General features: G+C 71.4%; 20 protein-coding genes. 16 read left to right on the top strand and 4 right to left on the bottom strand.

The window, feature by feature from the left end; all coding sequences use genetic code 11:
* The first annotated feature begins 3 nt into the window (after window positions 1–3).
* Together IH68_RS0139580 and IH68_RS0139575 are read left to right on the top strand one after the other, a co-directional pair.
* Entirely contained in the window at window positions 4–552 is a 549-nt protein-coding gene (locus IH68_RS0139580) for a TetR/AcrR family transcriptional regulator (protein ID WP_030945719.1), read from the top strand.
* Complete coding sequence (locus IH68_RS0139575; protein WP_030945715.1) at window positions 549–2087, top strand: MFS transporter; 1539 nt, start codon at window positions 549–551, stop codon at window positions 2085–2087. Before IH68_RS0139580 ends, IH68_RS0139575 begins: the two co-directional genes overlap by 4 nt.
* A gap of 67 nt (window positions 2088–2154) precedes the next feature.
* Here the strand turns inward: IH68_RS0139575 and IH68_RS0139570 are convergent, their stop codons facing one another.
* Window positions 2155–2826 (bottom strand): lysophospholipid acyltransferase family protein, encoded by a 672-nt coding sequence (locus tag IH68_RS0139570; protein ID WP_030945712.1) that lies wholly within the window; start codon window positions 2824–2826, stop codon window positions 2155–2157.
* Window positions 2827–3188: 362 nt separating this feature from the next.
* Here IH68_RS0139570 and IH68_RS0139565 point away from each other — a divergent pair, with 362 nt between their 5' ends.
* The 3 genes from IH68_RS0139565 to IH68_RS0139555 all read left to right on the top strand — a co-directional run bounded on the left by IH68_RS0139565 (window position 3189) and on the right by IH68_RS0139555 (window position 5477).
* A complete protein-coding gene (locus tag IH68_RS0139565; protein ID WP_030945709.1) occupies window positions 3189–4352 on the top strand; it encodes a glycerophosphodiester phosphodiesterase in 1164 nt (387 codons plus the stop codon).
* Window positions 4353–4426: 74 nt separating this feature from the next.
* A complete protein-coding gene (locus tag IH68_RS0139560) occupies window positions 4427–4933 on the top strand; it encodes a sigma-70 family RNA polymerase sigma factor (RefSeq protein ID WP_030945706.1) in 507 nt (168 codons plus the stop codon).
* Window positions 4934–4979: 46 nt separating this feature from the next.
* Entirely contained in the window at window positions 4980–5477 is a 498-nt protein-coding gene (locus IH68_RS0139555) for a GNAT family N-acetyltransferase (protein ID WP_030945703.1), read from the top strand.
* Here IH68_RS0139555 and IH68_RS0139550 read toward each other — a convergent pair.
* Both IH68_RS0139550 and IH68_RS0139545 read right to left on the bottom strand, forming a co-directional pair.
* A complete protein-coding gene (locus IH68_RS0139550) occupies window positions 5467–5889 on the bottom strand; it encodes a hypothetical protein (RefSeq protein ID WP_030945700.1) in 423 nt (140 codons plus the stop codon). The two genes, IH68_RS0139555 and IH68_RS0139550, sit on opposite strands and share 11 nt — an antisense overlap.
* Before the next feature lies 1 nt (window position 5890).
* Window positions 5891–6250 (bottom strand): hypothetical protein, encoded by a 360-nt coding sequence (locus tag IH68_RS0139545; RefSeq protein WP_030945696.1) that lies wholly within the window; start codon window positions 6248–6250, stop codon window positions 5891–5893.
* Between the two features lie 399 nt (window positions 6251–6649).
* On the opposite strand from IH68_RS0139545, the gene IH68_RS0139540 reads away from it, so the two are divergent.
* The 9 genes from IH68_RS0139540 to IH68_RS0139500 all read left to right on the top strand — a co-directional run bounded on the left by IH68_RS0139540 (window position 6650) and on the right by IH68_RS0139500 (window position 18707).
* Window positions 6650–7687 (top strand): methionine ABC transporter ATP-binding protein, encoded by a 1038-nt coding sequence (locus tag IH68_RS0139540; RefSeq protein WP_030945693.1) that lies wholly within the window; start codon window positions 6650–6652, stop codon window positions 7685–7687.
* Window positions 7684–8421 (top strand): methionine ABC transporter permease, encoded by a 738-nt coding sequence (locus tag IH68_RS0139535; RefSeq protein WP_030945690.1) that lies wholly within the window; start codon window positions 7684–7686, stop codon window positions 8419–8421. Before IH68_RS0139540 ends, IH68_RS0139535 begins: the two co-directional genes overlap by 4 nt.
* A gap of 65 nt (window positions 8422–8486) precedes the next feature.
* A complete protein-coding gene (locus IH68_RS0139530) occupies window positions 8487–9323 on the top strand; it encodes a MetQ/NlpA family ABC transporter substrate-binding protein (RefSeq protein WP_030945686.1) in 837 nt (278 codons plus the stop codon).
* A gap of 154 nt (window positions 9324–9477) precedes the next feature.
* Window positions 9478–10116 carry a GNAT family N-acetyltransferase gene (locus tag IH68_RS0139525; protein WP_030945683.1) on the top strand — a complete coding sequence of 213 codons (639 nt, stop codon included), beginning with the start codon at window positions 9478–9480 and terminating at the stop codon, window positions 10114–10116.
* A gap of 84 nt (window positions 10117–10200) precedes the next feature.
* Window positions 10201–11421 carry a precorrin-6y C5,15-methyltransferase (decarboxylating) subunit CbiE gene (gene cbiE, locus IH68_RS0139520; protein ID WP_030945680.1) on the top strand — a complete coding sequence of 407 codons (1221 nt, stop codon included), beginning with the start codon at window positions 10201–10203 and terminating at the stop codon, window positions 11419–11421.
* 391 nt (window positions 11422–11812) lie between these two features.
* Window positions 11813–16021 (top strand): nicotinate-nucleotide--dimethylbenzimidazole phosphoribosyltransferase, encoded by a 4209-nt coding sequence (cobT, locus tag IH68_RS0139515; RefSeq protein ID WP_030945677.1) that lies wholly within the window; start codon window positions 11813–11815, stop codon window positions 16019–16021.
* 173 nt (window positions 16022–16194) lie between these two features.
* Entirely contained in the window at window positions 16195–17427 is a 1233-nt protein-coding gene (gene cobA / locus IH68_RS0139510) for a uroporphyrinogen-III C-methyltransferase (protein ID WP_030945675.1), read from the top strand.
* A 64-nt stretch (window positions 17428–17491) separates the two neighbouring features.
* Window positions 17492–18310 (top strand): TrmH family RNA methyltransferase, encoded by an 819-nt coding sequence (locus IH68_RS0139505; protein WP_030945672.1) that lies wholly within the window; start codon window positions 17492–17494, stop codon window positions 18308–18310.
* A 4-nt stretch (window positions 18311–18314) separates the two neighbouring features.
* Window positions 18315–18707 carry an NUDIX domain-containing protein gene (locus tag IH68_RS0139500; protein WP_030945670.1) on the top strand — a complete coding sequence of 131 codons (393 nt, stop codon included), beginning with the start codon at window positions 18315–18317 and terminating at the stop codon, window positions 18705–18707.
* A 4-nt stretch (window positions 18708–18711) separates the two neighbouring features.
* Here IH68_RS0139500 and IH68_RS0139495 read toward each other — a convergent pair whose 3' ends face one another.
* Complete coding sequence (locus IH68_RS0139495) at window positions 18712–20079, bottom strand: serine/threonine-protein kinase (RefSeq protein ID WP_037886033.1); 1368 nt, start codon at window positions 20077–20079, stop codon at window positions 18712–18714.
* A 196-nt stretch (window positions 20080–20275) separates the two neighbouring features.
* Between IH68_RS0139495 and IH68_RS0139490 the strand changes: the two genes are divergently transcribed.
* Both IH68_RS0139490 and IH68_RS0139485 read left to right on the top strand, forming a co-directional pair.
* Window positions 20276–20551, top strand: a complete 276-nt coding sequence (locus tag IH68_RS0139490) for a hypothetical protein (RefSeq protein WP_030945664.1) — start codon at window positions 20276–20278, stop codon at window positions 20549–20551.
* Window positions 20552–20749: 198 nt separating this feature from the next.
* Window positions 20750–20944, top strand: a complete 195-nt coding sequence (locus IH68_RS0139485; RefSeq protein ID WP_030945662.1) for a hypothetical protein — start codon at window positions 20750–20752, stop codon at window positions 20942–20944.
* Window positions 20945–21667 lie beyond the last annotated feature (723 nt).

Below are 21667 nucleotides of genomic sequence, written 5' to 3'. Positions count from 1 at the left end.
CTCATGGCCGTCGACCGTGACCACGTACTGCGCACCGCCGCAGCCCTGCTGACCCGCAAATCCACCGCGACCATGGACGAGGTCGCCAAGGCCGCCGGGATCAGCCGCGCCACGCTGCACCGCCACTTCGCGGGCCGTGACGCGCTGGTAAGGGCGCTCGAAGCGCTCGGCATCGCGGAGTGCGAGGCGGCGCTGGACGCCGCCCTGCTGGACGAGGGAACCGCGAGCGAGGCCGTGCGCAGGCTGGTGAGCGAGATTCAGCCCGCCGCCGGGCTGCTCGCCTTCCTGTACGGCGAGAGCCAGCTCTGGGAAGCCGGCCAGGACGCGGGCTGGCAGCGGCTGGACACCCGCATCGGCGCGCTGTTCGTGCGGGGTCAGCAAGCGGGCGAGTTCCGTATCGATCTCACCCCTGTCTGGCTCACGGAGGCGCTCTACGGCCTGATCGCCTCGTGCGCCTGGGCCATGCACGACGGCCGCGTCGCCCCCAAGGACTTCACCCACATGGTCGCCGAGCTCCTGCTCGGCGGCGCGCTACGGAGAGAGGAATCATGACCAGCACCCTGCAGCCGGCGACCACGACCGAGGCGGTGAAGCGCCCGGGCCGCTGGCTCGCGCTCTCCGTCCTGGTGCTCGCCGTGCTGCTGGTGGCCGTCGACGCGACCGTCCTTGGTCTCGCGACCCCCTACATCAGCGAGGACCTCAAGCCCTCCGGCACCCAGCTCCTGTGGATCGGAGACGTCTACTCCTTCGTCATCGCGGGCCTGCTGGTGTCGATGGGCAGCCTCGGCGACCGCATCGGCCGCAAGCGGATCCTGCTCGGCGGCGCCACGGCGTTCGGCGCGATATCGGTCCTCAACGCCTACGCGACGACACCCGAGTTGATGATCCTGGCCCGCGCCCTGCTCGGCGTCGCGGGCGCCACCCTCATGCCGGCCACCCTCGCCCTGATCCGCAACCTCTTCCACGATCCGCGCGAACGCAGCCTCGCCGTGGGCATCTGGGGCGCCACCGCCTCCGCGGGCACGGCCGTCGGCCCGATCGCGGGCGGCTTCCTGCTCGAACACTTCTGGTGGGGGTCGGTCTTCCTGATCAACCTCCCCGTGATGGTGGTCCTGGTGCTGGTCGGCATCCGCACGCTGCCGGAGTCCCGCAACCCGAACCCGGGCCCGTGGGACCTGACCAGCGTCGTCCTGTCCCTGGTCGGTGTGATCGGCGTCGTCTACGCGGTCAAGGAGGCCGCAACCCACGGCTTCGAGTGGCCCACGCTCGCCGCGGGCGCACTGGGCGCGGCTGCGCTGTACTGGTTCATCCGCCGCCAGCTCACGCTCCCCACCCCGCTGCTGGACATGCGCCTGTTCCGCAACCGCGGCTTCAGCGCCGCGGTCCTGGCCGACCTGCTGACCATCCTCGGCCTGTCCGGCCTGGTCTTCTTCCTCTCCCAGTACCTGCAACTCGTCCAGGGCAGGCGCCCGTTCGAGGCGGGCCTGGCCGAACTGCCCGCGGCGGTGGGCGCGGTGGCGGCGGGCCTGATCGCGGGCCGCGCGGCGCGCCGCTTCTCGGTACGGGCGGTGGTCGCGGGCGGCCTGGCGGCGGTGGGGCTGGCACTCGCCGCCCTGACGACCCTGGATCAGTCGACCGGTTACCCGCTGCTCGGTGCCGCGCTCCTGGTCGTAGGAGTCGGCGCCGGCTTCTCCTTCACGGTGACGGCCGACGTCATCCTCTCCTCCGTACCGAAGGAACAGGCAGGCGCGGCCTCAGCGGTCTCGGAAACGGCCTACGAACTCGGCGCGGCCCTCGGCATCGCGGTCCTGGGCTCGATCGTCACCGGCGTCTATCGAGGCTTTGCAGCTCCGACGGGAACTCCGTCAGGGGCACACGAGTCACTGGGCGGAGCGGTGGAGGCGGCGGCGGGAATGCCAACGGACACCGCACAGGCGCTGCTGACCTCGGCCCGAGCGGCCTTCGTCGACGGCCTCGCGATCGCAGCGGGCGCAGGCGCAGCCGTACTTGTCGCTACGGCGATTGCGGCATGGTTCATGCTGCGAGGCCAACGGCTGGACACCGCCGCTGAAGGGGCGCGGGGCTGAATCGATTTGCGGCTACCGCCGCGTGGGCGCGACCAGCCCCCACAAAGCCGCACCCGACAACGAACCCTTAAGCAGCCTTGGCCTTGGTCGCATACATGTCCACATATTCCTGCCCGGACAGGCGCATGACCTCAGCCATCACGGAGTCGGTGACCGCCCGCAGCACATACCGATCCCGGTCCATCCCGTCGTAACGGGAAAACTCCATCGCCTCACCGAACCGAACAGTGACCCGCCCCGGGCGGGGCATCCCCGCCCCGCCCGGCTGCAACTTGTCCGTGCCGATCATCGCGAAGGGAACCACCGGCGCCCCCGTCATCAGCGTCAGCCGCGCGATGCCGGTACGCCCCCGGTACAGCCGTCCGTCGGGCGACCGCGTGCCCTCGGGATAGATCCCGAAGACCTTGCCCTCCTCCAGCACCCGCCGCCCGGTCATCAGCGCAGCGACACCGCCCCGGCCGCCGTCGCGGTCCACCGGGATCATGCCGACGCCGGTGAAGAACCAGGCCATCAGCCGGCCCTTGAGGCTCTTGCCGGTGACGTACTCGTCCTTGCCGATGAAGAACACCTGGCGGTCGCAGACCAGCGGAAGGATCATCGAGTCGATGAAGGTGAGGTGGTTGCCGGCCAGGATGACCGGACCGTCGCCCGGGATGTGCTCCGCGCCCTCCACCTGTGGGCGGAACATCAGGCGCATGATCGGTCCGAGCACTGCCTTGATGAGCGCGAAGCGGGACAACGGGCCCTCCGGTGTCAAGGGATTCGGTATGAGTATGTGCAGGTGAGGACGATACTCGCGGTCACCGGGGTCTTGCACATCGGGTTCACGGAGGTCTTACGCACTGTTGACGTGGGTTTACCTGCGGTGACGCGGCGTTGTCCGCCGGTAACAGCCCGGAACGATGTGACGGACGACTCGCCGCCGAACGGGCGAGCCGCGCGGGCCCGTTCACCGCTCGTCGGACGTCGTTCCCCGGAGGACCTCATACGACATCCCGAGTCACCCGCATGTTCCGGCCCATGCCTCCCTCGCGTCATGTCCACGCCCCTACGATCGGCGCGCTGAGAGAACAGATCGAGCCGACGTCAGGGGAGGCGCTCATGGGAACGCAGGAGAACGAGCAGACAGGCAGTACCGGACGACGGGCCCTCCTCGGCGCGGCGGTACTCGGTGCGGGTGGAGCCGTGCTCGGCCTGTCCGGCACGGCGAGAGCGGCGGGCGCCGGGTACGCGCACGGCGGGCTGAAGAGCCTGCCCAAGCCGACGATCATCGGCCACCGCGGAGCCAGCGGCTACCGGCCCGAGCACACCTTCGGCTCGTACAACCTGGCCCTCGACCTGGGCGCCGACATCGTCGAGGCCGGCGACCTGGTCCCCACCAAGGACGGCCATCTCGTCTGCCGCCACGAGCCGGAGATCGGCGGGACGACGAACGTCGCCGACCACCCCGAGTTCGCCGACCGCAAGACCACCAAGGTGCTCGACGGCGTCTCCACCACCGGCTGGTTCACCGAGGACTTCACCCTTGCGGAGCTGAAGACGCTGCGCGCGATCGAGCGGATTCCGGCCAACCGCCCGCACAACACGATCTACAACGGCCGCTGGGAGATCCCCACCTTCGAAGAGGTCCTGAAGTGGCAGGACGAGCAGACCCGCAAGCGTGGCAAGCAGGTCTGGATCTACCCCGAGACCAAGCACCCCACCTACTTCCGCAAGCTCGGCCTCGGCCTGGAGGAGCGGGTCGCCAAGCTGCTGCACAAGTACGGCAAGGACAGGCGGAACTCGCCGGTCATCCTGCAGTCCTTCGAGCCGAGCAGCATCCAGCGCCTGAACAAGCTGGTCGACAACCCGCTGGTGGTGCTCCTGTCCGGCGCGAGCAGCCGCCCCTGGGACTTCGTCGAGGCGGGCGACCCGCGCACCGTCGCCGACCTGATCACCCCGAAGGGCCTCAGGGAGATGGCCGGTTTCGCGCAGGGCCTCGGCCCGACCCTCGACCTGATCATCACCAAGAAGGCGGACGGCAGCCTCGACAAGGAGACCACCCTCGTCTCCGACGCGCACAAGGTCGGCCTGATCCTGCACCCGTACACCATGCGCAACGAGAACCCGTTCCTGCCGGCGGAATACCGCAAGGGCACGGCCGCGGACGCGTACGGCGACCCCTTCGGCGCCTTCAAGACGTACTTCGCCACCGGCATCGACGGCGTCTTCACGGACAACGCGGACACCGGCGTGCTGGCCCGCGAGGACTTCGTCAACGGATGAGCCCCTGGCCCCGGTTGGGGTGAACCGTCGGCCGTCCGGGCAACTCGGCCCCGGGCGGCCGCGTCGAACCGCATATGACGCATGACCTGGTTGCCGCCCTGCGCCCGCTGCTCACCGCCGAGGCCTCCGCCGAGGCACATGCCTCCGGAGCCGAGCCGGGCGACCTGGAACAGGCGGTCTGGCTCCGCCTCCTGGAACACCTCGAGGTGGACGGCCCGCCGCCCGACCCCGAGCGCTGGCTGCGCAGCGCCGTCCGCTCAGAGGTGCGCCGCACCCGCCGTACGACCCGACACGAACGGCCGTACGGCATCGAGCCGGCCGACGACATCGACCGCGATCCCGAACAGCTGGCCCTCGCGGCCGCCCGGCGCCGGGCCCTGCGGGACGCCGTCCGCCGCCTGCCCGGCCGCTGCCCCAGCCTGATGGAGGCCCTGCTGTCCCCGAAGGACCTGACATACCGGGAAATCGCGGGGGAGTTGGGTATCTCACAGGGCAGTCTCGGCCCGGAACGTTCCAGATGCCTGGGATGTCTGCGTCGTTTGCTCTCGCCGGAGGTTGCGGCCCGCGAACCGCGGGGATAGGAGTGAGGGACAACGTGGCGATCAGGTGAGCGGGAGGCGTGCGCACATGGGCATGAGCGTGACCATCTCGGTGGCGACCGAGCAGGATGCAGAGCAGATCTTCAAGCTCCAGTACCTGTGCTTCCAGAGCGAGGCGGCGCTGTACGGCAACTACCGCATCGACCCGCTCGTCCAGAGCCTGGACTCGGTCCGCCAGGAGGTGGCCGCCGACTGCGTCTATGTGGCGCGGCTCGGCGAGGAGGTCGTCGGCTCGGTCCGCGGCCGCGTCACCGAGGACGGCTCCGCCGCCATCGGCAAGCTCTGCGTCCACCCCCGCCTGCAGGGCCACGGCATCGGCGCGCGGCTGCTGCGCGCGGCCGAGTCGGCGCTGGCGGAGGAGCGCGGCGCGAAGGTGTTCCGCCTCCACACCGGCCACCGCAGCGAGGGCAACCTGCGGCTGTACCGCCGGGTGGGCTACCAGGCCGTGGGCACCTCGCAGGGCAACGACGGCGTACCCATGATCGTGCTGGAGAAGCCGGCCGAGGCGTACGTGGCTACTGCGTGACGGTGCGGTTCCTGCGGAGCCAGTACAGCGCGGACAGCGGCAGCAGTACGGGGATGAAGACGTACCCCATGCCGTAGTCCGACCAGACCGTCGCGTCCGGGAAGGCGGACGGCTCGACCAGGGTCCAGGTACCGACGACCAGTACACCCGCGAGCTCGGCGGCGCAGCACACCTGTGCCGCCTTGCGGGCCCTTTCACCGCCGCGGACCAGCGAGTACGTGATGAAGCCGTAGACGACTCCCGCTACGGCTGACAGCGAGTAGGCGAGCGGCGCGCGGTCGAACTCGGTCGCGATCTGGTAGACGGACCGCGACACGGCCCCGACGACCATCACACCGTAGAACCAGACCAGCAGCATCCCCGGCCCGCTGATCAGCCGCGTCCTCGTGGGCTTCTCCTGCACCGAGGTCACCTCAGCCTCCCCAGATGTCGTAGAGCCGCACTTCGAGAACGGCCAGCACGATACCGCCGGCGGCCACCGTCACCGAACCCCAACGGGTGCGCTCCGCCAGGGACATGAACCCCGCCGCCGGCACACACGCGAACGCACCCAGCAGATACGCCACGAAGATCGCCGTGCCCTGCTCCGGCTTCTCGCCCCGCGCCAGCTGCACGATCCCGATCACCAGCTGCACCACGGCCAGCAGCGACACCACGGCCATGCCGATGAAGTGCCAGTCCTTCGTCGGCTGGTCACGATAGGCCGCCCACCCGCACCAGGCGGCGAGCAGCAGCGCGGCGACACCGGTCACCAGCGTCAGGGCATCAAGCATGGAGCGACCTTAATACGGCCCAAAAGACCTGCTGCGCCCGGCCCGGGCCGCCGCTCCACCCACCGCGCCGCCAGGACGAGTGTGTCCACCGCTGTCCGTCATCTGGACAGCGGTTCTTGGTTGCTCCGATACGTCTGCTTTACTGATCGCATGACCACGACGAGCTGCCGCACCCTTGCGACCGAGGCGACCATGACGCCCGGTGCTCGTTGTATGTGTCGAATGCGCGCCTTCTAGAGGGCCCCTGCACCACACCCTGAGCCTCGCGCCCCGAAGCGAGCCGCCGCGGCATGTCCGTACGCCATGAAGGCCGTACGTGATGCGAGCCGCCCGCGCATGACTTCTCTCCCGTACCCAGGGCACACCCACGCCCGCGTACTCGACAGTGACGGAAACCCAGTGATCACGACTTCAGGCCTGACCAAGGTCTACCGCTCACGCGGCCGTGAGGTCACCGCCCTGGACGGCGTCGACCTGCACGTCCGCGAAGGCGAGGTGTACGGCGTCATCGGCCAGTCCGGCGCCGGCAAGTCCTCCCTCATCCGCTGCGTCAACCTGCTGGAACGGCCCACCGCCGGGACGGTGACCGTCGCCGGGCAGGAGCTCACCGCCCTCGCGGGGCGCGGCCCCCGCGCCGGCAAGGAGCTCCGCCAGGCGCGCAGCCGTATCGGCATGGTCTTCCAGCACTTCAACCTGCTGTCCTCGCGGACGGTCCAGGACAACGTCGAGCTGCCGCTCGAGATCCTCGGCAAGTCCGGCAAGGAGCGCTCCCGCAAGGCACTCGAGCTGCTCGACCTGGTGGGGCTCGCGGACAAGGCGAAGGCCTACCCCGCCCAGCTCTCCGGCGGTCAGAAGCAGCGTGTCGGCATCGCCCGCGCCCTGGCCGGCGACCCCAAGGTCCTGCTGTCCGACGAGGCGACCAGCGCCCTCGATCCGGAGACCACCCGCTCGATCCTCCAGCTGCTGCGCGACCTGAACCGGCAGCTGGGTCTGACCGTCCTGCTCATCACCCATGAGATGGACGTCGTGAAGTCGATCTGCGACTCGGCCGCACTGATGGAGAGGGGGCGCATCGTCGAGTCCGGGACGGTGAGCGAGCTGCTCGCGACCCCCGGCTCCGAGCTGGCCTCCGCCCTCTTCCCGGTGGACGGCGAGGCCACCGACGCCGACCGCACCGTCGTCGACGTCACCTTCCAGGGCGAGGCCGCCACCCAGCCCGTCATCTCGCAGCTCTCGCGCACCTACAACATCGACATCTCGATCCTGGGCGCCGCCATCGACACCGTCGGCGGACTCCAGGTCGGCCGGATGCGCATCGAACTGCCCGGCCGTTACGAGGACAACGTCGTGCCGATCGGCTTCCTGCGCGAACAGGGCCTGCAGATCGACGTGTTGGGCCAGGAGCCCGTACTGCTGAAGGAAGGCGCCGAGCTGTGACCTGGTCCGAGATGCAGCCCCTGCTGTCCCAGGCGTGTTGGGACACCCTCTACATGGTCGGCTGGTCCGCGCTGATCGCCGTCGTCGGCGGGCTCCCGCTCGGCATCCTGCTCGTCCTCACGGACCGGGGCGGACTGCTGCAGAACGTCCTCGCCAACAAGGTCATCGGGCAGATCGTGAACGTCGCCCGCTCGATGCCGTTCATCATCCTGATGGTCGCCCTGATGACCTTCACCCGCTGGATCACCGGCACCACCATCGGCCGCGAGGCCGCCATCGTGCCGCTCGCCATCGGGGCGATCCCGTTCTTCGCGCGCCTTGTTGAGACGGCTGTCCGCGAAGTGGACGGTGGGCTCGTCGAGGCGGTGCAGTCGATGGGCGGCAACACCTGGACCGTCGTCCGCAAGGTCCTCGTACCGGAGTCCCTGCCCTCTCTCATCTCCAGCACGACCACCACGATCGTCGCCCTCATCGGCTACTCCGCGATGGCCGGCACGGTCGGCGCCGGTGGCCTGGGCGACATCGCCATCCGCTACGGCTACCAGCGCTTCGAGACCGAACTCATGTGGATCACCGTGGCGATCCTCGCCGTCGTCATCTCGGTCATCCAGTTCGCCGGCGACTACGCGGCCCGCTCCCTGCACAGCCGCGGCGGCCGCTCCGGCGCTGCACCCAGGCTCCGCCTGCTCAAGCCCGAGGAGCCCGCGACCCCCGACGTCGGCAAGGTCGCGTAACCCCCTCACAGACTCCCCGCACTACCCATCGCGGGGTCGCTACACCCTCAGGAAAGGCACTTTTCGTGCGTAACACCGCAAAACTCACCACCGCCGTCCTCGCCGCCGGAGCCCTCACCTTCGGGCTCACCGCCTGCGGCTCGGGCACGGACTCCGCATCGAGTTCCTCCGACTACAGCGGACCGCTGGTCGTCGCCGCGAGCCCGACCCCGCACGCCGAGATCCTCGACTTCGTCAAGAAGAACCTGGCGAAGAAGGCCGGACTCGACCTGGAGGTCAAGGAGTTCCAGGACTACATCGTCCCGAACACCGCGACCGAGGACGGCTCGGTGGACGCCAACTACTTCCAGAACCAGCCGTACCTCGACGACTTCAACAAGAAGCGCGGCACCCACATCGTGCCCGTCGTCACCGTGCACCTGGAGCCGCTCGGCCTCTACTCCCACAAGGTCAAGAAGGCCGACGCCCTAAAGAGCGGTGCGACGATCGCCGTCCCGAACGACGCCGTGAACGAGGCCCGCGCCCTGAAGCTGCTCGCCGCGAACGGGCTCATCACCCTCAAGGACGGCGCGGGCAGCGAAGCGACCCCGCAGGACATCGCCAAGAACCCGAAGAACCTCAAGTTCAAGGAGGTCGAGGCGGCCCAGACCGCGCGCTCCCTGGACGACGTGGACGCCGCGGTCGTCAACGGCAACTACGCCATCTCCGCGGGCATCAAGCCCGCCAAGGAGGCCCTCGTCCTGGAGTCCGCGAAGAACAGCCCCTACGGCAACTTCCTCGCGGTGAAGAAGGGCAACGAGAAGGACCCGCGGGTGAAGAAGCTCGCCAAGCTGCTCACCTCCCCCGAGGTGAAGAAGTTCATCGAGGACAAGTACCAGGGCTCGGTCATCCCGTCCTTCTGAACCTTCTCCTGACGGCACGTATACGGCGTATCGCCACGCACGGGGTCCACTCGCTCACCTGGTGTGGGCCCCGTGGTGCGGTTGCGTGCCCACATGCTGCATGCTGGGCAGTTCAGCAGGCTCTGAAGGTTTTCCGAAGGTTACGGAGTGGCGCATGACTAGCACCTTCCCCAACATCTCCATCAGCACGGAGCGGTTGGTGCTGCGTCCCTTCGACGAGGACGACGTGAGCGCGCTGGCCGAGATGATGAACGACGAGCAGGTCGGCGCCTGGACCGACGTCCCCCAGCCCTTCACCGAGGACCAGGCTCGCACCTGGATCACCGAGTACGCGCCGACCGAGCGGGCGACGGGCCGCGGACTCGATCTCGCCGTCACCGAGTTCCTCACCCAGCGCCTGGTCGGCATCGTGCAGCTCGCCAAGACCAACTGGCACGTACGGTCCACCGAGCTGTCGTACATCATCGCCCCGTGGGCGCGCGGCGAGGGCTACGCCTCGGAGGCCGCGCTCGCCACTGCCCAATGGCTCTTCAGCGACCAGAAGTTGGAGCGCATCGAGCTGCGCACGGCCGCCGACAACACCGCCTCCCAGCAGGTTGCCCAGAAGATCGGCTGCATCAGCGAGGGCGTCCTGCGCAACGCCTGCATAGCCCATGTCCGCGCCGAGGACGGCACCTGGAGCGACGTACGCACCGACTTCATCGTGTGGAGCCTGCTGCCGGAGGACCTCGACGGCGCGGGCGAGGAACTGGCCGACACCGGCGGTTTCACGACCTTCACCGACTGGAACTGAACCCTGGGGGCTCGAGGGCCCACACCTGACACCAGGTACCCTCACGGAGCCCGACCTGCGCAAAACCCCTGGAGACCGACGACGATGGCCGACCGTGTCACGGTGATCGGCTGGGACGGCTCGCCCCTGACCGCCGCGGCCCGCTCCGCCCTGGCCGCCGCCACCCTGGTGGCCGGCGCCGCCCACCACCTGGCGCTGCCCGAAGTGCCGCCCACCGCCGAACGCATCCGCCTCGGCAGCGTCTCCCTCGCCGCCCGCCGCATCGCCGGCCACCGAGGAACCGCCGTGGTGCTGGCCGACGGCGACCCCGGGTTCTTCGGCGTCGTACGAACCCTGCGCGCACCCGAGTTCGGCCTCGAGGTCGAGGTCGTCCCCGCCGTCTCCTCCGTGGCCGCGGCATTCGCCCGCGCCGGGATGCCCTGGGACGACGCCCAGGTGGTCGTCGCGCACCGCCGCACCCTGCGACGCGCAGTGAATGTGTGCCGCGCCCACACCAAAGTCGCCGTCCTCACCTCACCCGGCGCAGGCCCCGCCGAACTCGGCCTCCTCCTCGAAGGCGTCCACCGCACCTTCGTCATCTGCGAGGAACTCGGCACCGAACGCGAACAGGTCACCGTCGTCACCTCCGACAAGGCCCCCGACCACACCTGGCGCGACCCGAACGTCGTCATCGTCATCGGCGGACCCACCGCGCCGGGCGGCTCCGGCGAGGGCGGCGGCTGGCTCGCCGGTCGCGACCCGGGAGCCGGACCGCGCGGCTGGACACAGCCCGGCGAGGTCTACGACGGGCCGCTCGGCGAGGGCGAGACGGATCTGCTCCGGGCCGCCCAACTCGCCCGGCTGGGACCGCGCGTCGGGGACCTCGTCTGGGACATCGGCTGCGGCAGCGGTGCCTTCGCCACCGAAGCCGCACGCGCCGGAGCAGCCGTCATCGCCGTGGACCGCAAGCTGGAGGCCTGCGCCCGCACCGACGCCGCCGCCCGGCACTTCGGCGTCCAGCTGCAGATCGTGCAGGGCACGGCTCCGCACGTCCTGGAGAACCTCCCCGAGCCCGACGTCGTGCGCGTCGGCGGCGGGGGAGCGGCCGTGGTCTCCGCGGTCGCCGACCGCCGCCCGCAGCGCATCGTCACCCACGCCGCCACCCGCGACGCGGCCGAACTCGTCGGCCGGGACCTGACGGAGCACGGCTACCAGGTCGAGTGCGCCCTGATCCAGTCCGTCGAACTCGACACCAGGGCCTGGACGGAGACGGAGCGGAGCGTTGCGTTCCTGCTCAGCGGAGTGCTGCCGGGGCGCGCATCGTGACCCTGGCGCCGTCCCAGTGATCCTGGTTTCTGCCGTCCCGGTGATCCTGTAGTCGTACCGCTCGCGGTAGGCTGGCCGACTGTTGTACCGCACCAGGTGGCCCGGAACTTCGTTCGTCAATGTCCGGAAAACACGCCCCTTTTGGGGTGGGCGCGGTACGGCAGAACCGGAGGACGCGCAACGTGGCGCAGTCCACAGCGGGTCGTCACGGATCAACCTGTCGTGACGGAGGAACGGCCGGGACAATGCCACTGAATGGCTTTGTCGCCTTTTACGGGCGGGTCGTTCGTGCCGCTGGGCAGGCACGCTCGTTCTTCACTGCGGGGGCGGTCGGTGCGCCGCTCCCGGTGGGCTGTACGTAGAAGCACTAACCGATGGGCGAGGGGTACGCATGACCGACACCGGCCAGGTCCCGGGCGAGGGACTGCCGGAGAGCGCAGGCATGGTGGAACAGCCGGGCGTCCACGCGCACGGTGCGTACACCTACCTCTCCGAGACCACCGCCGAGGACGAAGACCTGTTGCTGCTGCCGGGCGCCCAGAGCCCGTGGGGCAACGAGGTCGCCCCGCCCGCGCCCGAGCCGGTCGTCGAGGCCGTCCACGAGCCGGGCCCGCACGAGACGGCCGGCCGCGACAGCGGCTCGGTCGACCTCGGCGGCGTCCGCCTCCCCAACCCGACACCCGCGTCGTCCCCGGTGCCCCCGCGCCGCCCGCTGCACCTCGGCCCGCCGATCCCCGACGCCTCGGCAAGCCCGGTCCGCTCCCTCGCCGACCGCGGCCCCGCGGGCGCACCGGTACGCCAGCCCGGCACGCCGACCGCCGGCCCCGAGTATTTCGACGCCCCCCAACTACGCGAGATGCCCCCGCAGGGCGCGGCCCCTTGGGGCCCCCAGGCGCAGGCCGCGGTGCAGGCAGGGGTACCGGTGAACACCGGGGCACCCGCTGCGGAAACGGTTGTTCCAGTAGCCGAGCCGAGCGCGGAGCCGGTGGCCGCGGCCCAGGCCGTCATGGCTCCCATGGCCACGGAGACCGCTCCGGCGGCGCAGAACGGTGACGGCGGCGTGGCCTACGGCCCGCAGGGCGGGCACGTTCCGGTGGGGGTGTCCGCTGCGGAGGGCGGGCAGACCGCCGGGGCTGCCGCGGGTGACGGTCGACCTGTTGCCGGGGACGGGCACGTCGCTCCCGGCGGGTTCCCCGCCGCGGGGGGTGGGCACGGTGCTCCGGGTGAGTTCGCCGCGGACGGCGCGCAGGCGGCTCCGCTGGGGGCTGCCGTGGACGGCGGGCACCTTGCCCCGGCGGGAGCCACTCAAGACGTGGAGCAGGGGGCGGTTCTCCCGGCTGCTCCGGACGCCGGGCAGGACGAACCGGTCGTTTCAGCGCCGGAGGCCGCGCAGACGTACGGCTCCGGAGTGGCACCCGAAGGCGGGCAGCCCGATGCAGCCGTGCCCGGTGTGGAGGCCGTACCCGCTCCTGGGCCTGTACCTGAGGCCGTATCGGCTCCCGCAGCGGCGCCTGCGCCGGAGGCCGGCCAGGTTCCGGAGGCAGCCCCCGCGCCGGAAGGAACGCCGACGGTTGAGGGCGCACCGGTCGCCGAGGGCCTTACGCCTGCGGCTGGGCCGGTCGCCGAGGGGCCCGCGTCAGAGGGCGCGCCGATCACCGAGCTCGTTACGTCACCGATCGCCGAGGCCGTTACGCCAGAGGGCGCACCGATCACCGAGGCGGCTGCGCCCGTCAGCGGGGAGCCCGCCGAGGCTGTGGCGCCCGAAGCACCGCAGGTCACGGAGGCGGTGGCACCCGCGAGCGAGCAGTCGCCCGAGATGGTCGCGGCAGCGGCCGGACAGTTCGCCGAGGCGGTTGCCCACAAGACCGCGCAGTTCCCCGAGGCGGTCGCCCACCAGTCCGGGCAGTTCCCCCAGGCAGTGGCCGACGAGGCCGGGCAGCTTCCCGAGACGATCGCACCGGAAGCTGCGCAGCTCCCCCAGGCGGCCGCACCCACCACCGAACAGGCACCTGAAGCAATCGCCCCCGAGGCGGCACAGGCACCCGAGACCCTGGCGCCGGATGCCCACCTGGCTGCGCCCGAGCCCATCGTCCTTGAACCCGCCCAGGCTGTCGCTGTCGAACCCGCACAAACCGCCGAGGCGCCCGCCCCCGGGACCGCGGAGGCTGCCGTAGCCGCCCCCTTCCCGGCAGCCCCGGACCCGGCGCAGCCCGTGGCACCGGCCGGAGACGCAACCGCCGCCCCCGAGCCCTCACCTCACCTCGTGGCAGCAGAGCACGCTCTCCAGGACCAGAGCGGTCACCCCGTCCAGACCGCCCCGGACGCACCGACGCCCGCGCCGGAAGCGGACGCGCAGCCCGAGGCCGCTGCCGTCGCCGACCCGTCCGCCCCCGCCGTGTCCCCGATGCCCTCCGCGCCGGCCACCGACCAACCGGCCCAGGCGAGTTCCCCGACGGACCAGGCGCACCCCGCAGCGCCCCTCGCCCCCGAGCCGGCCGTGGTCTCCGCCGAGGTCCCGCCCGCACCCCCGGCCGAGGAGGCTGCGGACCCGGCCCGTCCCGGCCCCGGCACGGAGACGCCCCAGCCGCTCGCCGCGGAGCCCGCGGACCCGCAACCGGACGCGTCCGTCGGCCAGTTCATCCTCGTCGAGGGCTCCGTGCCGACCACCCCGAACCTCGCCCCGACCCCGCCGCACGCACTCACCCTCCCCCCGGAGGAGGAGCGGGCGCCGGAGCCGATCGTCAAGGTCCCCGCCCCGCGGGAGGCCGACCCCGACCTCGTACAGCACGCGGAGGACCTGGACACCAGGGCCGCCGACCAGGAAGAAGAGAGCACGGCCGCCGTGGAAGAAGTACGACAGTCCACCGGCCCGGCCGCGCCCGCCTACGACGACGCCGAGCGCGAGGCCGTGATGAAGGTCATGCGCGAGCGCCGCGACATCCGCAACGGCTTCCGCAGCGACCCCATCCCGCACGAGGTGCTGCTCCGCGTCCTGGAGGCCGCGCACACGGCCCCGTCCGTCGGCCATTCGCAGCCCTGGGACTTCGTCGTCATCCGCTCCGCCGACACCCGCCGCAGCATGCACGAACTGGCCATGCGCCAGCGCGACGCCTACGCGAAGTCGCTGCCCAAGGGCCGGGCGAAGCAGTTCAAGGAACTGAAGATCGAGGCCATCCTCGACACCCCGGTGAACATCGTCGTCACCGCCGACCCGACCCGCGGCGGCCGCCACACCCTGGGCCGCCACACGCAGCCCCAGATGGCGCCGTACTCCGCCGCGCTGGCCGTCGAGAACCTCTGGCTCGCCGCCCGCGCCGAGGGCCTCGGCGTCGGCTGGGTCAGCTTCTTCGACGAGCGCGAGATGGTCCGCGCCCTGGGTCTGCCCGAGCATCTGGAGGTCATCGCCTACCTGTGCGTCGGGTACGTCGACGAGTTCCCGGACGAGCCCGAGCTGATGCAGGCCGGCTGGTCCAAGCGCCGCCCGCTGTCCTGGGTCGTGCACGAGGAGACGTACGGCCGCCGCGCCCTGCCCGGCGAGGAGCCGCACGACCTGCTCGCCGAGACCGTCGCCCAGATCCGCCCGCTGGACGCCAAGGCGCTCGGCGAGGCCTGGGAGCGGCAGAAGCGCATGACCAAGCCGGCCGGTGCGCTCGGCATGCTGGAGATCATCTCCGCGCAGTTGTCCGGGCTCTCGCGTCAGTGCCCGCCGCCGATCCCGGAGCCCGCGGCCGTCGCGATCTTCGCGGGCGACCACGGCGTGCACGCGCAGGGGGTCACCCCCTGGCCGCAGGAGGTCACCGCCCAGATGGTGGCCAACTTCCTCGGCGGGGGAGCGGTCTGCAACGCTTTCGCCGGACAGGTCGGTGCCGAGGTGTGCGTGGTGGACGTCGGCGTGGCTGCCGACCTGCCCGCCACCCCCGGCCTGCTGCCGCGCAAGGTCCGCGCGGGCACCTCCGACATGACGACCGGCCCCGCGATGAGCCGCGAGGAGGCCAAGCAGGCCATCGAGGTCGGCATCGAGACGGCCCGCGACCTGGTGGCAGCCGGCAACAAGGCCCTCCTGACGGGCGAGATGGGCATCGCCAACACCACGGCGTCCGCCGCCCTGATCTCGGTCTTCACGGACACCGACCCGGCCGAGGTGACCGGCCGCGGCACCGGCATCAACGACGAGACCCTGGCCCGCAAGACCGAGGTCGTCCGCCGTGCCATCGAGGTCCACCAGCCGGACCCGGCCGACCCCATCGGCGTGCTCGCCGCTATCGGCGGCTTCGAGCACGCGGCGATGGTGGGCCTGCTGCTGGGCGGCGCCTCGCTGCGTACGCCGGTGATCCTGGACGGCGTCAGCGCCGGCGCCGCCGCCCTGGTGGCCCGCGCCATCGCCCCCGAGGTCCTCGCGGCCTGCATCGCCGGCCACCGCAGCGCCGAGCCCGGCCATGTGGCCGCCCTCAACAAGCTGGGCCTGCGCCCCCTGGTCGACCTCGACCTCCGCCTCGGCGAGGGCACGGGCGCCCTTCTGGCCCTCCCGCTGGTCCAGAGCACGGCCAGGGCGATGCACGAGGTGGCGACGTTCGATTCCGCAGGGGTAACTGAAAAGTAGGCGTCTGTGGTCCGTGGGTAGCCGTCCCGCCCTGCGGGACGGCTACCCACGGACCACGCACGCACCCGGCCATGGTGCTCAGCCACTGGACCACCTGAGCCGCCACCACCTCCTGCCCTTTAAAATCCGCACGTCAGGGCCACTGCACCGCCGTAAAGAGGAGCCGCACCCTCATGGCCGAAAACCCCGCCTACCCCGTAGGCCTCCGCCTCACCGGCCGCAAAGTGGTCGTCCTCGGTGGAGGCCAGGTCGCCCAGCGTCGCCTCCCGGCCCTCATCGCAGCAGGCGCGGACATCCTCCTCGTGTCGCCCGAGGCGACCCCCTCCGTCGAGGCCATGGCCGACGCGGGCGAGATCACCTGGCAGAAGCGCCCGTACGCCGAAGGCGATCTCGCGGACGCCTGGTACGCCCTGATCGCAAGCGGCGACACAGAGGCGAACACCCGGGCGTCCGCCGAAGCGGAACGCCACCGCGTGTGGTGCGTACGCTCCGACGACGCCGACGCCGCCACGGCCTGGACCCCGGCGACCGGCCACAGCGAGGGCGTCACGGTCGCCGTCCTCACCACCGAGGCCCGCGGCCGCGACCCCCGCCACACCGCCGCCATCCGCGACGCGGTCGTCGAGGGCCTGCGCGACGGCACCCTAGTCGCCCCGCACCACCGCACCCGCACCCCCGGCGTCGCCCTCGTCGGCGGCGGCCCCGGCGACCCGGACCTCATCACGGTCCGCGGCCGCCGCCTCCTCGCCGAGGCCGACGTAGTCATCGCCGACCGCCTCGGCCCCCGCGACCTCCTTGCCGAACTGCCGCCGCACGTCGAGGTGATCGACGCGGCGAAGATCCCGTACGGCCGCTTCATGGCCCAGGAGGCCATCAACAACGCCCTGATCGAGCACGCCAAGCAGGGCAAGTCGGTCGTACGACTGAAGGGCGGCGACCCCTACGTCTTCGGCCGGGGCATGGAGGAGCTGAACGCCCTCGCCGAGGCCGGCATCCCCTGCACCGTCGTCCCCGGCATCTCCAGCTCGATCTCAGTCCCGGGCGCGGCCGGCATCCCGGTCACCCATCGCGGCGTCGCGCACGAGTTCACAGTCGTCAGCGGCCATGTAGCCCCCGACGACGAGCGCTCCCTGGTCGACTGGCCGTCGCTCGCGAAGCTCACCGGCACACTCGTGATCCTGATGGGCGTCGACAAGATCGGAAAGATCGCCGAGACGCTCGTCGCACACGGCAAGCCGGCCGACACCCCCGTCGCCCTGGTCCAGGAGGGCACCACGGCCGCCCAGCGCCGCGTCGACGCGACCCTGGCGACGGTCGGCGAAACCGTGCGTACGCAGGAGGTCAAGCCGCCCGCGGTGATCGTCATCGGCGAGGTTGTCGGCGTAGGCCCGCAGACGTCCGCGTAACCGCGGGTAACCCAACTCGTACACAGCCGTTGGCACCACACTCAGGACAAGGCAGTATCACCCTGTGGCCGATCTCATCACCGTTGAGGATCCCGACGACCCGCGCCTGCGCGACTACACAGGCCTGACCGACGTCGAGTTGCGCCGCAAGCGCGAACCGGCCGAGGGCCTGTTCATCGCCGAGGGCGAGAAGGTCATCCGCCGGGCGAAGGACGCCGGGTACGAGATGCGCTCGATGCTGCTGTCCGCGAAGTGGGTCGACGTCATGCGCGACGTCATCGACGAGCTCCCGGCCCCGGTGTACGCGGTCAGCCCGGACCTGGCCGAACAGGTCACCGGCTACCACGTGCACCGCGGCGCGCTCGCCTCCATGCAGCGCAAGCCGCTGCCGACGGCCGCCGACCTCCTCCAGACCACCCGCCGGGTCGTCGTCATGGAGTCGGTCAACGACCACACCAACATCGGCGCGATCTTCCGCTCGGCGGCCGCCCTCGGCATGGACGCCGTCCTGCTATCCCCGGACTGCGCGGACCCCCTGTACCGCCGCAGCGTCAAGGTCTCGATGGGCGCGGTCTTCTCCGTCCCCTACGCCCGCCTCGACACCTGGCCCAAGAGCCTGGAGTCGGTCCGCGAGGCAGGCTTCACGCTCCTCGCGCTCACCCCCGACGAGAAGGCCAGATCCCTCGACGAGGCCGCCCCGCACAAGATGGACCGCGTCGCCCTGATGCTCGGCGCCGAGGGCGACGGCCTGTCCACCCAGGCCCTCGTCGCCGCCGACGAATGGGTCCGCATCCCCATGTCCCACGGCGTCGACTCCCTCAACGTGGGCGCGGCGGCCGCGGTCGCCTTCTACGCGGTGGCCACGGGCCGCCCGCCGGGATAGTCCGGTGCCCCAGCGGGAGGCGATCGTCGCGGTCCTGCGCCGGGGCGGCCGGGTACTGGCGATCCGCCGCGGCCCCGGCGTCCCCCGCCCCGGCTACTGGCAGCCCCTCAGCGGCAAGGTCGAACCGGGGGAGACCCAGGAGCAGGCCGTGGTCCGCGAGGTCCGGGAGGAGGTTGGCCTCACTGTCTCCCCCCTCGCCAAGGTCTGGGAGTCGGAGACCGACGACGGTCTCTTCCGCCTCCACTGGTGGACGGCGGACGCGACCACCGGCGAGGTCGTCCCCGACCCCGCCGAGGTCGCCGAGACCCGGTGGGTCACCCCCGAGGAGTTCCTGGCGCTCACCCCGGTCTTCGACGGCGACCGGGAGTTCTTCGAACGGATCCTGCCGGAGCTGTGACCCCTCAGTTCACCTGGGCGCGCCCCGGCTCCACCTGCTGTTGCTGTCGTACGACGCCGTCGCCACCGCCCAGCCCCCGCGGCGGCCCCTGGCACCCCTGCGCCGCGGCGATGCCGAGCGCCACCAGCAGCGTCACGACGACGAACACGAACAGCCGCTGCCGCAGCAACCGCGGATTGGCAGGACGCCGTCCCGTCCCCGTGGGTCTGGGCGCCGGACGACCGGTACCGCTGCGCGGCGCGGGCCGGGCCCCCGTGCCCTGGCGGGCCGTGTTCCGCGACCCCTGCGCGGGCCGGGGCCCGGAACGCTGGGGTGGCGGGGGCCCACCACGGGAGGCGCCGGCGCCCCGCGAAGGACCCGCCCCGCCCCGCACCGGAGGGACCCCGCGCGGCCCGGCGGAGGCACCCCGCGACGGCGGAGCTCCCTGCGGACCCGGGGGACGACGGTGTTCGCGCTGCTGCTCCGGATAGGTGTCGACGAGCCGCCCGGTGGGCCGGTCCGCCTCCCCGGAACGCGGCGCGGGCGGACGAGGGTCGGCGAGCCCCTGCGCCTCACGGGCGGCGATCTCCTTGAGCCGCAGCGACAGCTGAAGCGTGCTGGGCCGCTCCTCGGGATCCTTCGCCAGACAGGCCCGCACGAGCGGAGCCAGTGCGTCCGGAACGCCGTGCAACTGCGCCTCTTCGTGTACGACCCGGTACAGCATCACCTCGGAACTGCCGTGCCCGAAGGGTGAGTCCCCCATCGACGCGTACGCCAGGGTCGCCCCCAGCGAGAACACATCCGTGGCCGGGGTGACGGCGGCACCGCGGACCTGCTCCGGTGCAAGGAAACCGGGGGAGCCGACAGCCGTGCCGACATGCGTCAGAGTGGACGCCCCGGTCGCCCAGGCGATACCGAAGTCGATGATCCGCGGTCCCTTCGGGGACAGCAGGATGTTCGACGGCTTGAGATCCCGGTGCACGACGCCCGCCTCGTGCACGGCGACGAGCCCCTCCGAGAGGGCGGCTCCCACAGCCGCCACATCGGCCGCACCCAGCGGCCCCCCGTCGGCGACCTTGTCGTGCAGCGAGGGCCCGGGCACGTACTGAGTGGCGAACCAGGGCCGTTCGGCCTCGAGATCGGCGGCGACGAGCCGGGCTGTGCACCCGCCCCTGATCCGGCGCGCGGCGGAGACCTCCCGCGCGAACCGGGACCGGAACTCCTGGTCCTCCGCCAGATCCGGCCGGATGACCTTCAGCGCGACCCGCTGCCCCTTCTTGTCGGAGCCCAGGTACACGACGCCCATCCCACCCGCGCCGAGCCGTCTGTGAAGCCTGAACGAGCCGACGACGCGCGGGTCCTCGCGCCTCAGGCGCATCATCGCCATGTTCATCCCCGCTGCCCGGTCCGTGTGACGTGGCACAGCTTACGTTTCCACGGCCGCCCGCGCGCAGAGGCCGCGCCCTCTCGCCCAGATCGATTGTCAGTGCCGGATGCGAGACTTGAAGGGTGGTCAGGGACCCCGTGAAAAGGCGGCCTTTACCCTCCCTGGGGCCCCAACCACCCATCACAGAAGGGGGATTGAACACGTGAAGGGTGATCGCGTGGAAATAGTCGTGGATGCGGGAGACACGACCCGCACCTACGAGGTGGTGGCCAGCAGGGCGGGCCGCCGGGTGGAGACTGCGGTACGCCGAGGTGTCGTGGAAGTGAGCGAAGTCACCCGAAGCGGCTCCGTGGTCCGCACGGCCCGCTTCATGGCCAACCGGGTGCTGGCCCTGGTAGAACAGCCGATCCCCAGGGAGGACAGCTCGGAAAGGGCCGGACACACCGGGCGCCCCCTCCGGGAAGACCCTGAGACCTAGGTCCACGTCTCCACCCAGGGGAGTACTCCCCACCTCATGGCTCATCCTCCGGGAGGCCCGGCAATCGGTACGAGGGCATGACGTGCGGCGAGCGCCGGACGCCTAGATTTGAGGTCAAGCGGCGGGTGCAGCACTCGTCCCCCGAGGTCAGACACCCGCCGCTGCCAACGACAACTGAGAACGGTCAGGAGAGGGACCATGGCCCTAACGGCACCGCGGACACTGATCCGCACCCGGGAGCGCACCGCACTCCGCCGCCGCACGGGCCGCCGCCACCCCCTGGTGGCGACACTCATGGCCCTCCCCCTGGCGGCCCTGCTCTTCTTCGTCTTCGACGGCTGGGAGACAGTGGCCACACAGGCGTCGTCCGTGGGCGTGATGCTGGGGCGCTGAGCGGCGACCCCAGGCCCGGAAGAGCGGTCCGGGCGGGGACATCCACCCATGAAACCCCGTGGGGACGGGGGTGCGGCGGACGGCAAAAATGCCGGCGCAGCTGGGGAGCTGCGCCGGCATTGCTTTGCCCTCAACCACCCCCGCCCGCCTGCGGGCGCAGCCCCCCGGGCCGGGGTGTGGACACACTCCCCATGCGCTGGTCAGGCGCTTTCAGCCCGTCCGTCTTGCGAGGACGCGTGTGCCATCCCGATCCCCCACGCACCCGTGGGGGCGCTCTCTCTATGTGCTGGTCAGGAGCTTTCAGCCCGTGCGTCCTGCGAGGACGTGTCTGTCATCCCGATCCCCCGCCCACTCGCGGGGGTGCACTCTCCAGGCGCCGGTCAGGCACTTTCAGCCCGTCCGGCGTTTGAGGACGAGGCCGTTCAGGCCGATCGGGGTCCGGGGCGGAGCCCCGAAACGGGGTGCAGGGGCGAAGCCCCGCGAAGGAGCCCGGGGGAGCAGTGCCGCGGGGTCCGGGGGCTGGCCCCCTGAGGTGGGTCCGGGGGCTGGCCCCCCGAGGTGGGTCCAGGAGCGGAGCCCCGCGAGGGGTGCAGGGGAGGACGCAGTCCCCGCGGGGATCCAGGGGCGGAGCCCCGAAGCGGGGTGCAGGGCACGGGGTCCCGGGGCCGGAGTCCCGAGGCGGGGTGCAGGGGACGCAGTCCCCGCCGGGGTTCAGGGGCGGAG

Source organism: Streptomyces sp. NRRL S-646, assembly GCF_000720765.1.
GTDB lineage: Bacteria > Actinomycetota > Actinomycetes > Streptomycetales > Streptomycetaceae > Streptomyces.
The sequence above is the reverse complement of the archived record's forward strand: the minus strand, read 5'-3'. Positions and strand labels throughout refer to the sequence as shown.

Bases quoted from the DNA above. Each gene is read 5' to 3' on its own strand.
- IH68_RS0139525 (WP_030945683.1), top strand. From the start codon at position 9,478: ATGACTAGCACCTTCCCCAACATCTCCATCAGCACGGAGCGGTTGGTG.
- cobT (WP_030945677.1), top strand. From the start codon at position 11,813: ATGACCGACACCGGCCAGGTCCCGGGCGAGGGACTGCCGGAGAGCGCA.
- cobA (WP_030945675.1), top strand. From the start codon at position 16,195: ATGGCCGAAAACCCCGCCTACCCCGTAGGCCTCCGCCTCACCGGCCGC.
- IH68_RS0139565 (WP_030945709.1), top strand. From the start codon at position 3,189: ATGGGAACGCAGGAGAACGAGCAGACAGGCAGTACCGGACGACGGGCC.
- IH68_RS0139495 (WP_037886033.1), bottom strand. From the start codon at position 20,079: ATGAACATGGCGATGATGCGCCTGAGGCGCGAGGACCCGCGCGTCGTC.
- IH68_RS0139560 (WP_030945706.1), top strand. From the start codon at position 4,427: ATGACGCATGACCTGGTTGCCGCCCTGCGCCCGCTGCTCACCGCCGAG.
- IH68_RS0139580 (WP_030945719.1), top strand. From the start codon at position 4: ATGGCCGTCGACCGTGACCACGTACTGCGCACCGCCGCAGCCCTGCTG.
- cbiE (WP_030945680.1), top strand. From the start codon at position 10,201: ATGGCCGACCGTGTCACGGTGATCGGCTGGGACGGCTCGCCCCTGACC.
- IH68_RS0139545 (WP_030945696.1), bottom strand. From the start codon at position 6,250: ATGCTTGATGCCCTGACGCTGGTGACCGGTGTCGCCGCGCTGCTGCTC.
- IH68_RS0139575 (WP_030945715.1), top strand. From the start codon at position 549: ATGACCAGCACCCTGCAGCCGGCGACCACGACCGAGGCGGTGAAGCGC.
- IH68_RS0139485 (WP_030945662.1), top strand. From the start codon at position 20,750: ATGGCCCTAACGGCACCGCGGACACTGATCCGCACCCGGGAGCGCACC.
- IH68_RS0139555 (WP_030945703.1), top strand. From the start codon at position 4,980: ATGGGCATGAGCGTGACCATCTCGGTGGCGACCGAGCAGGATGCAGAG.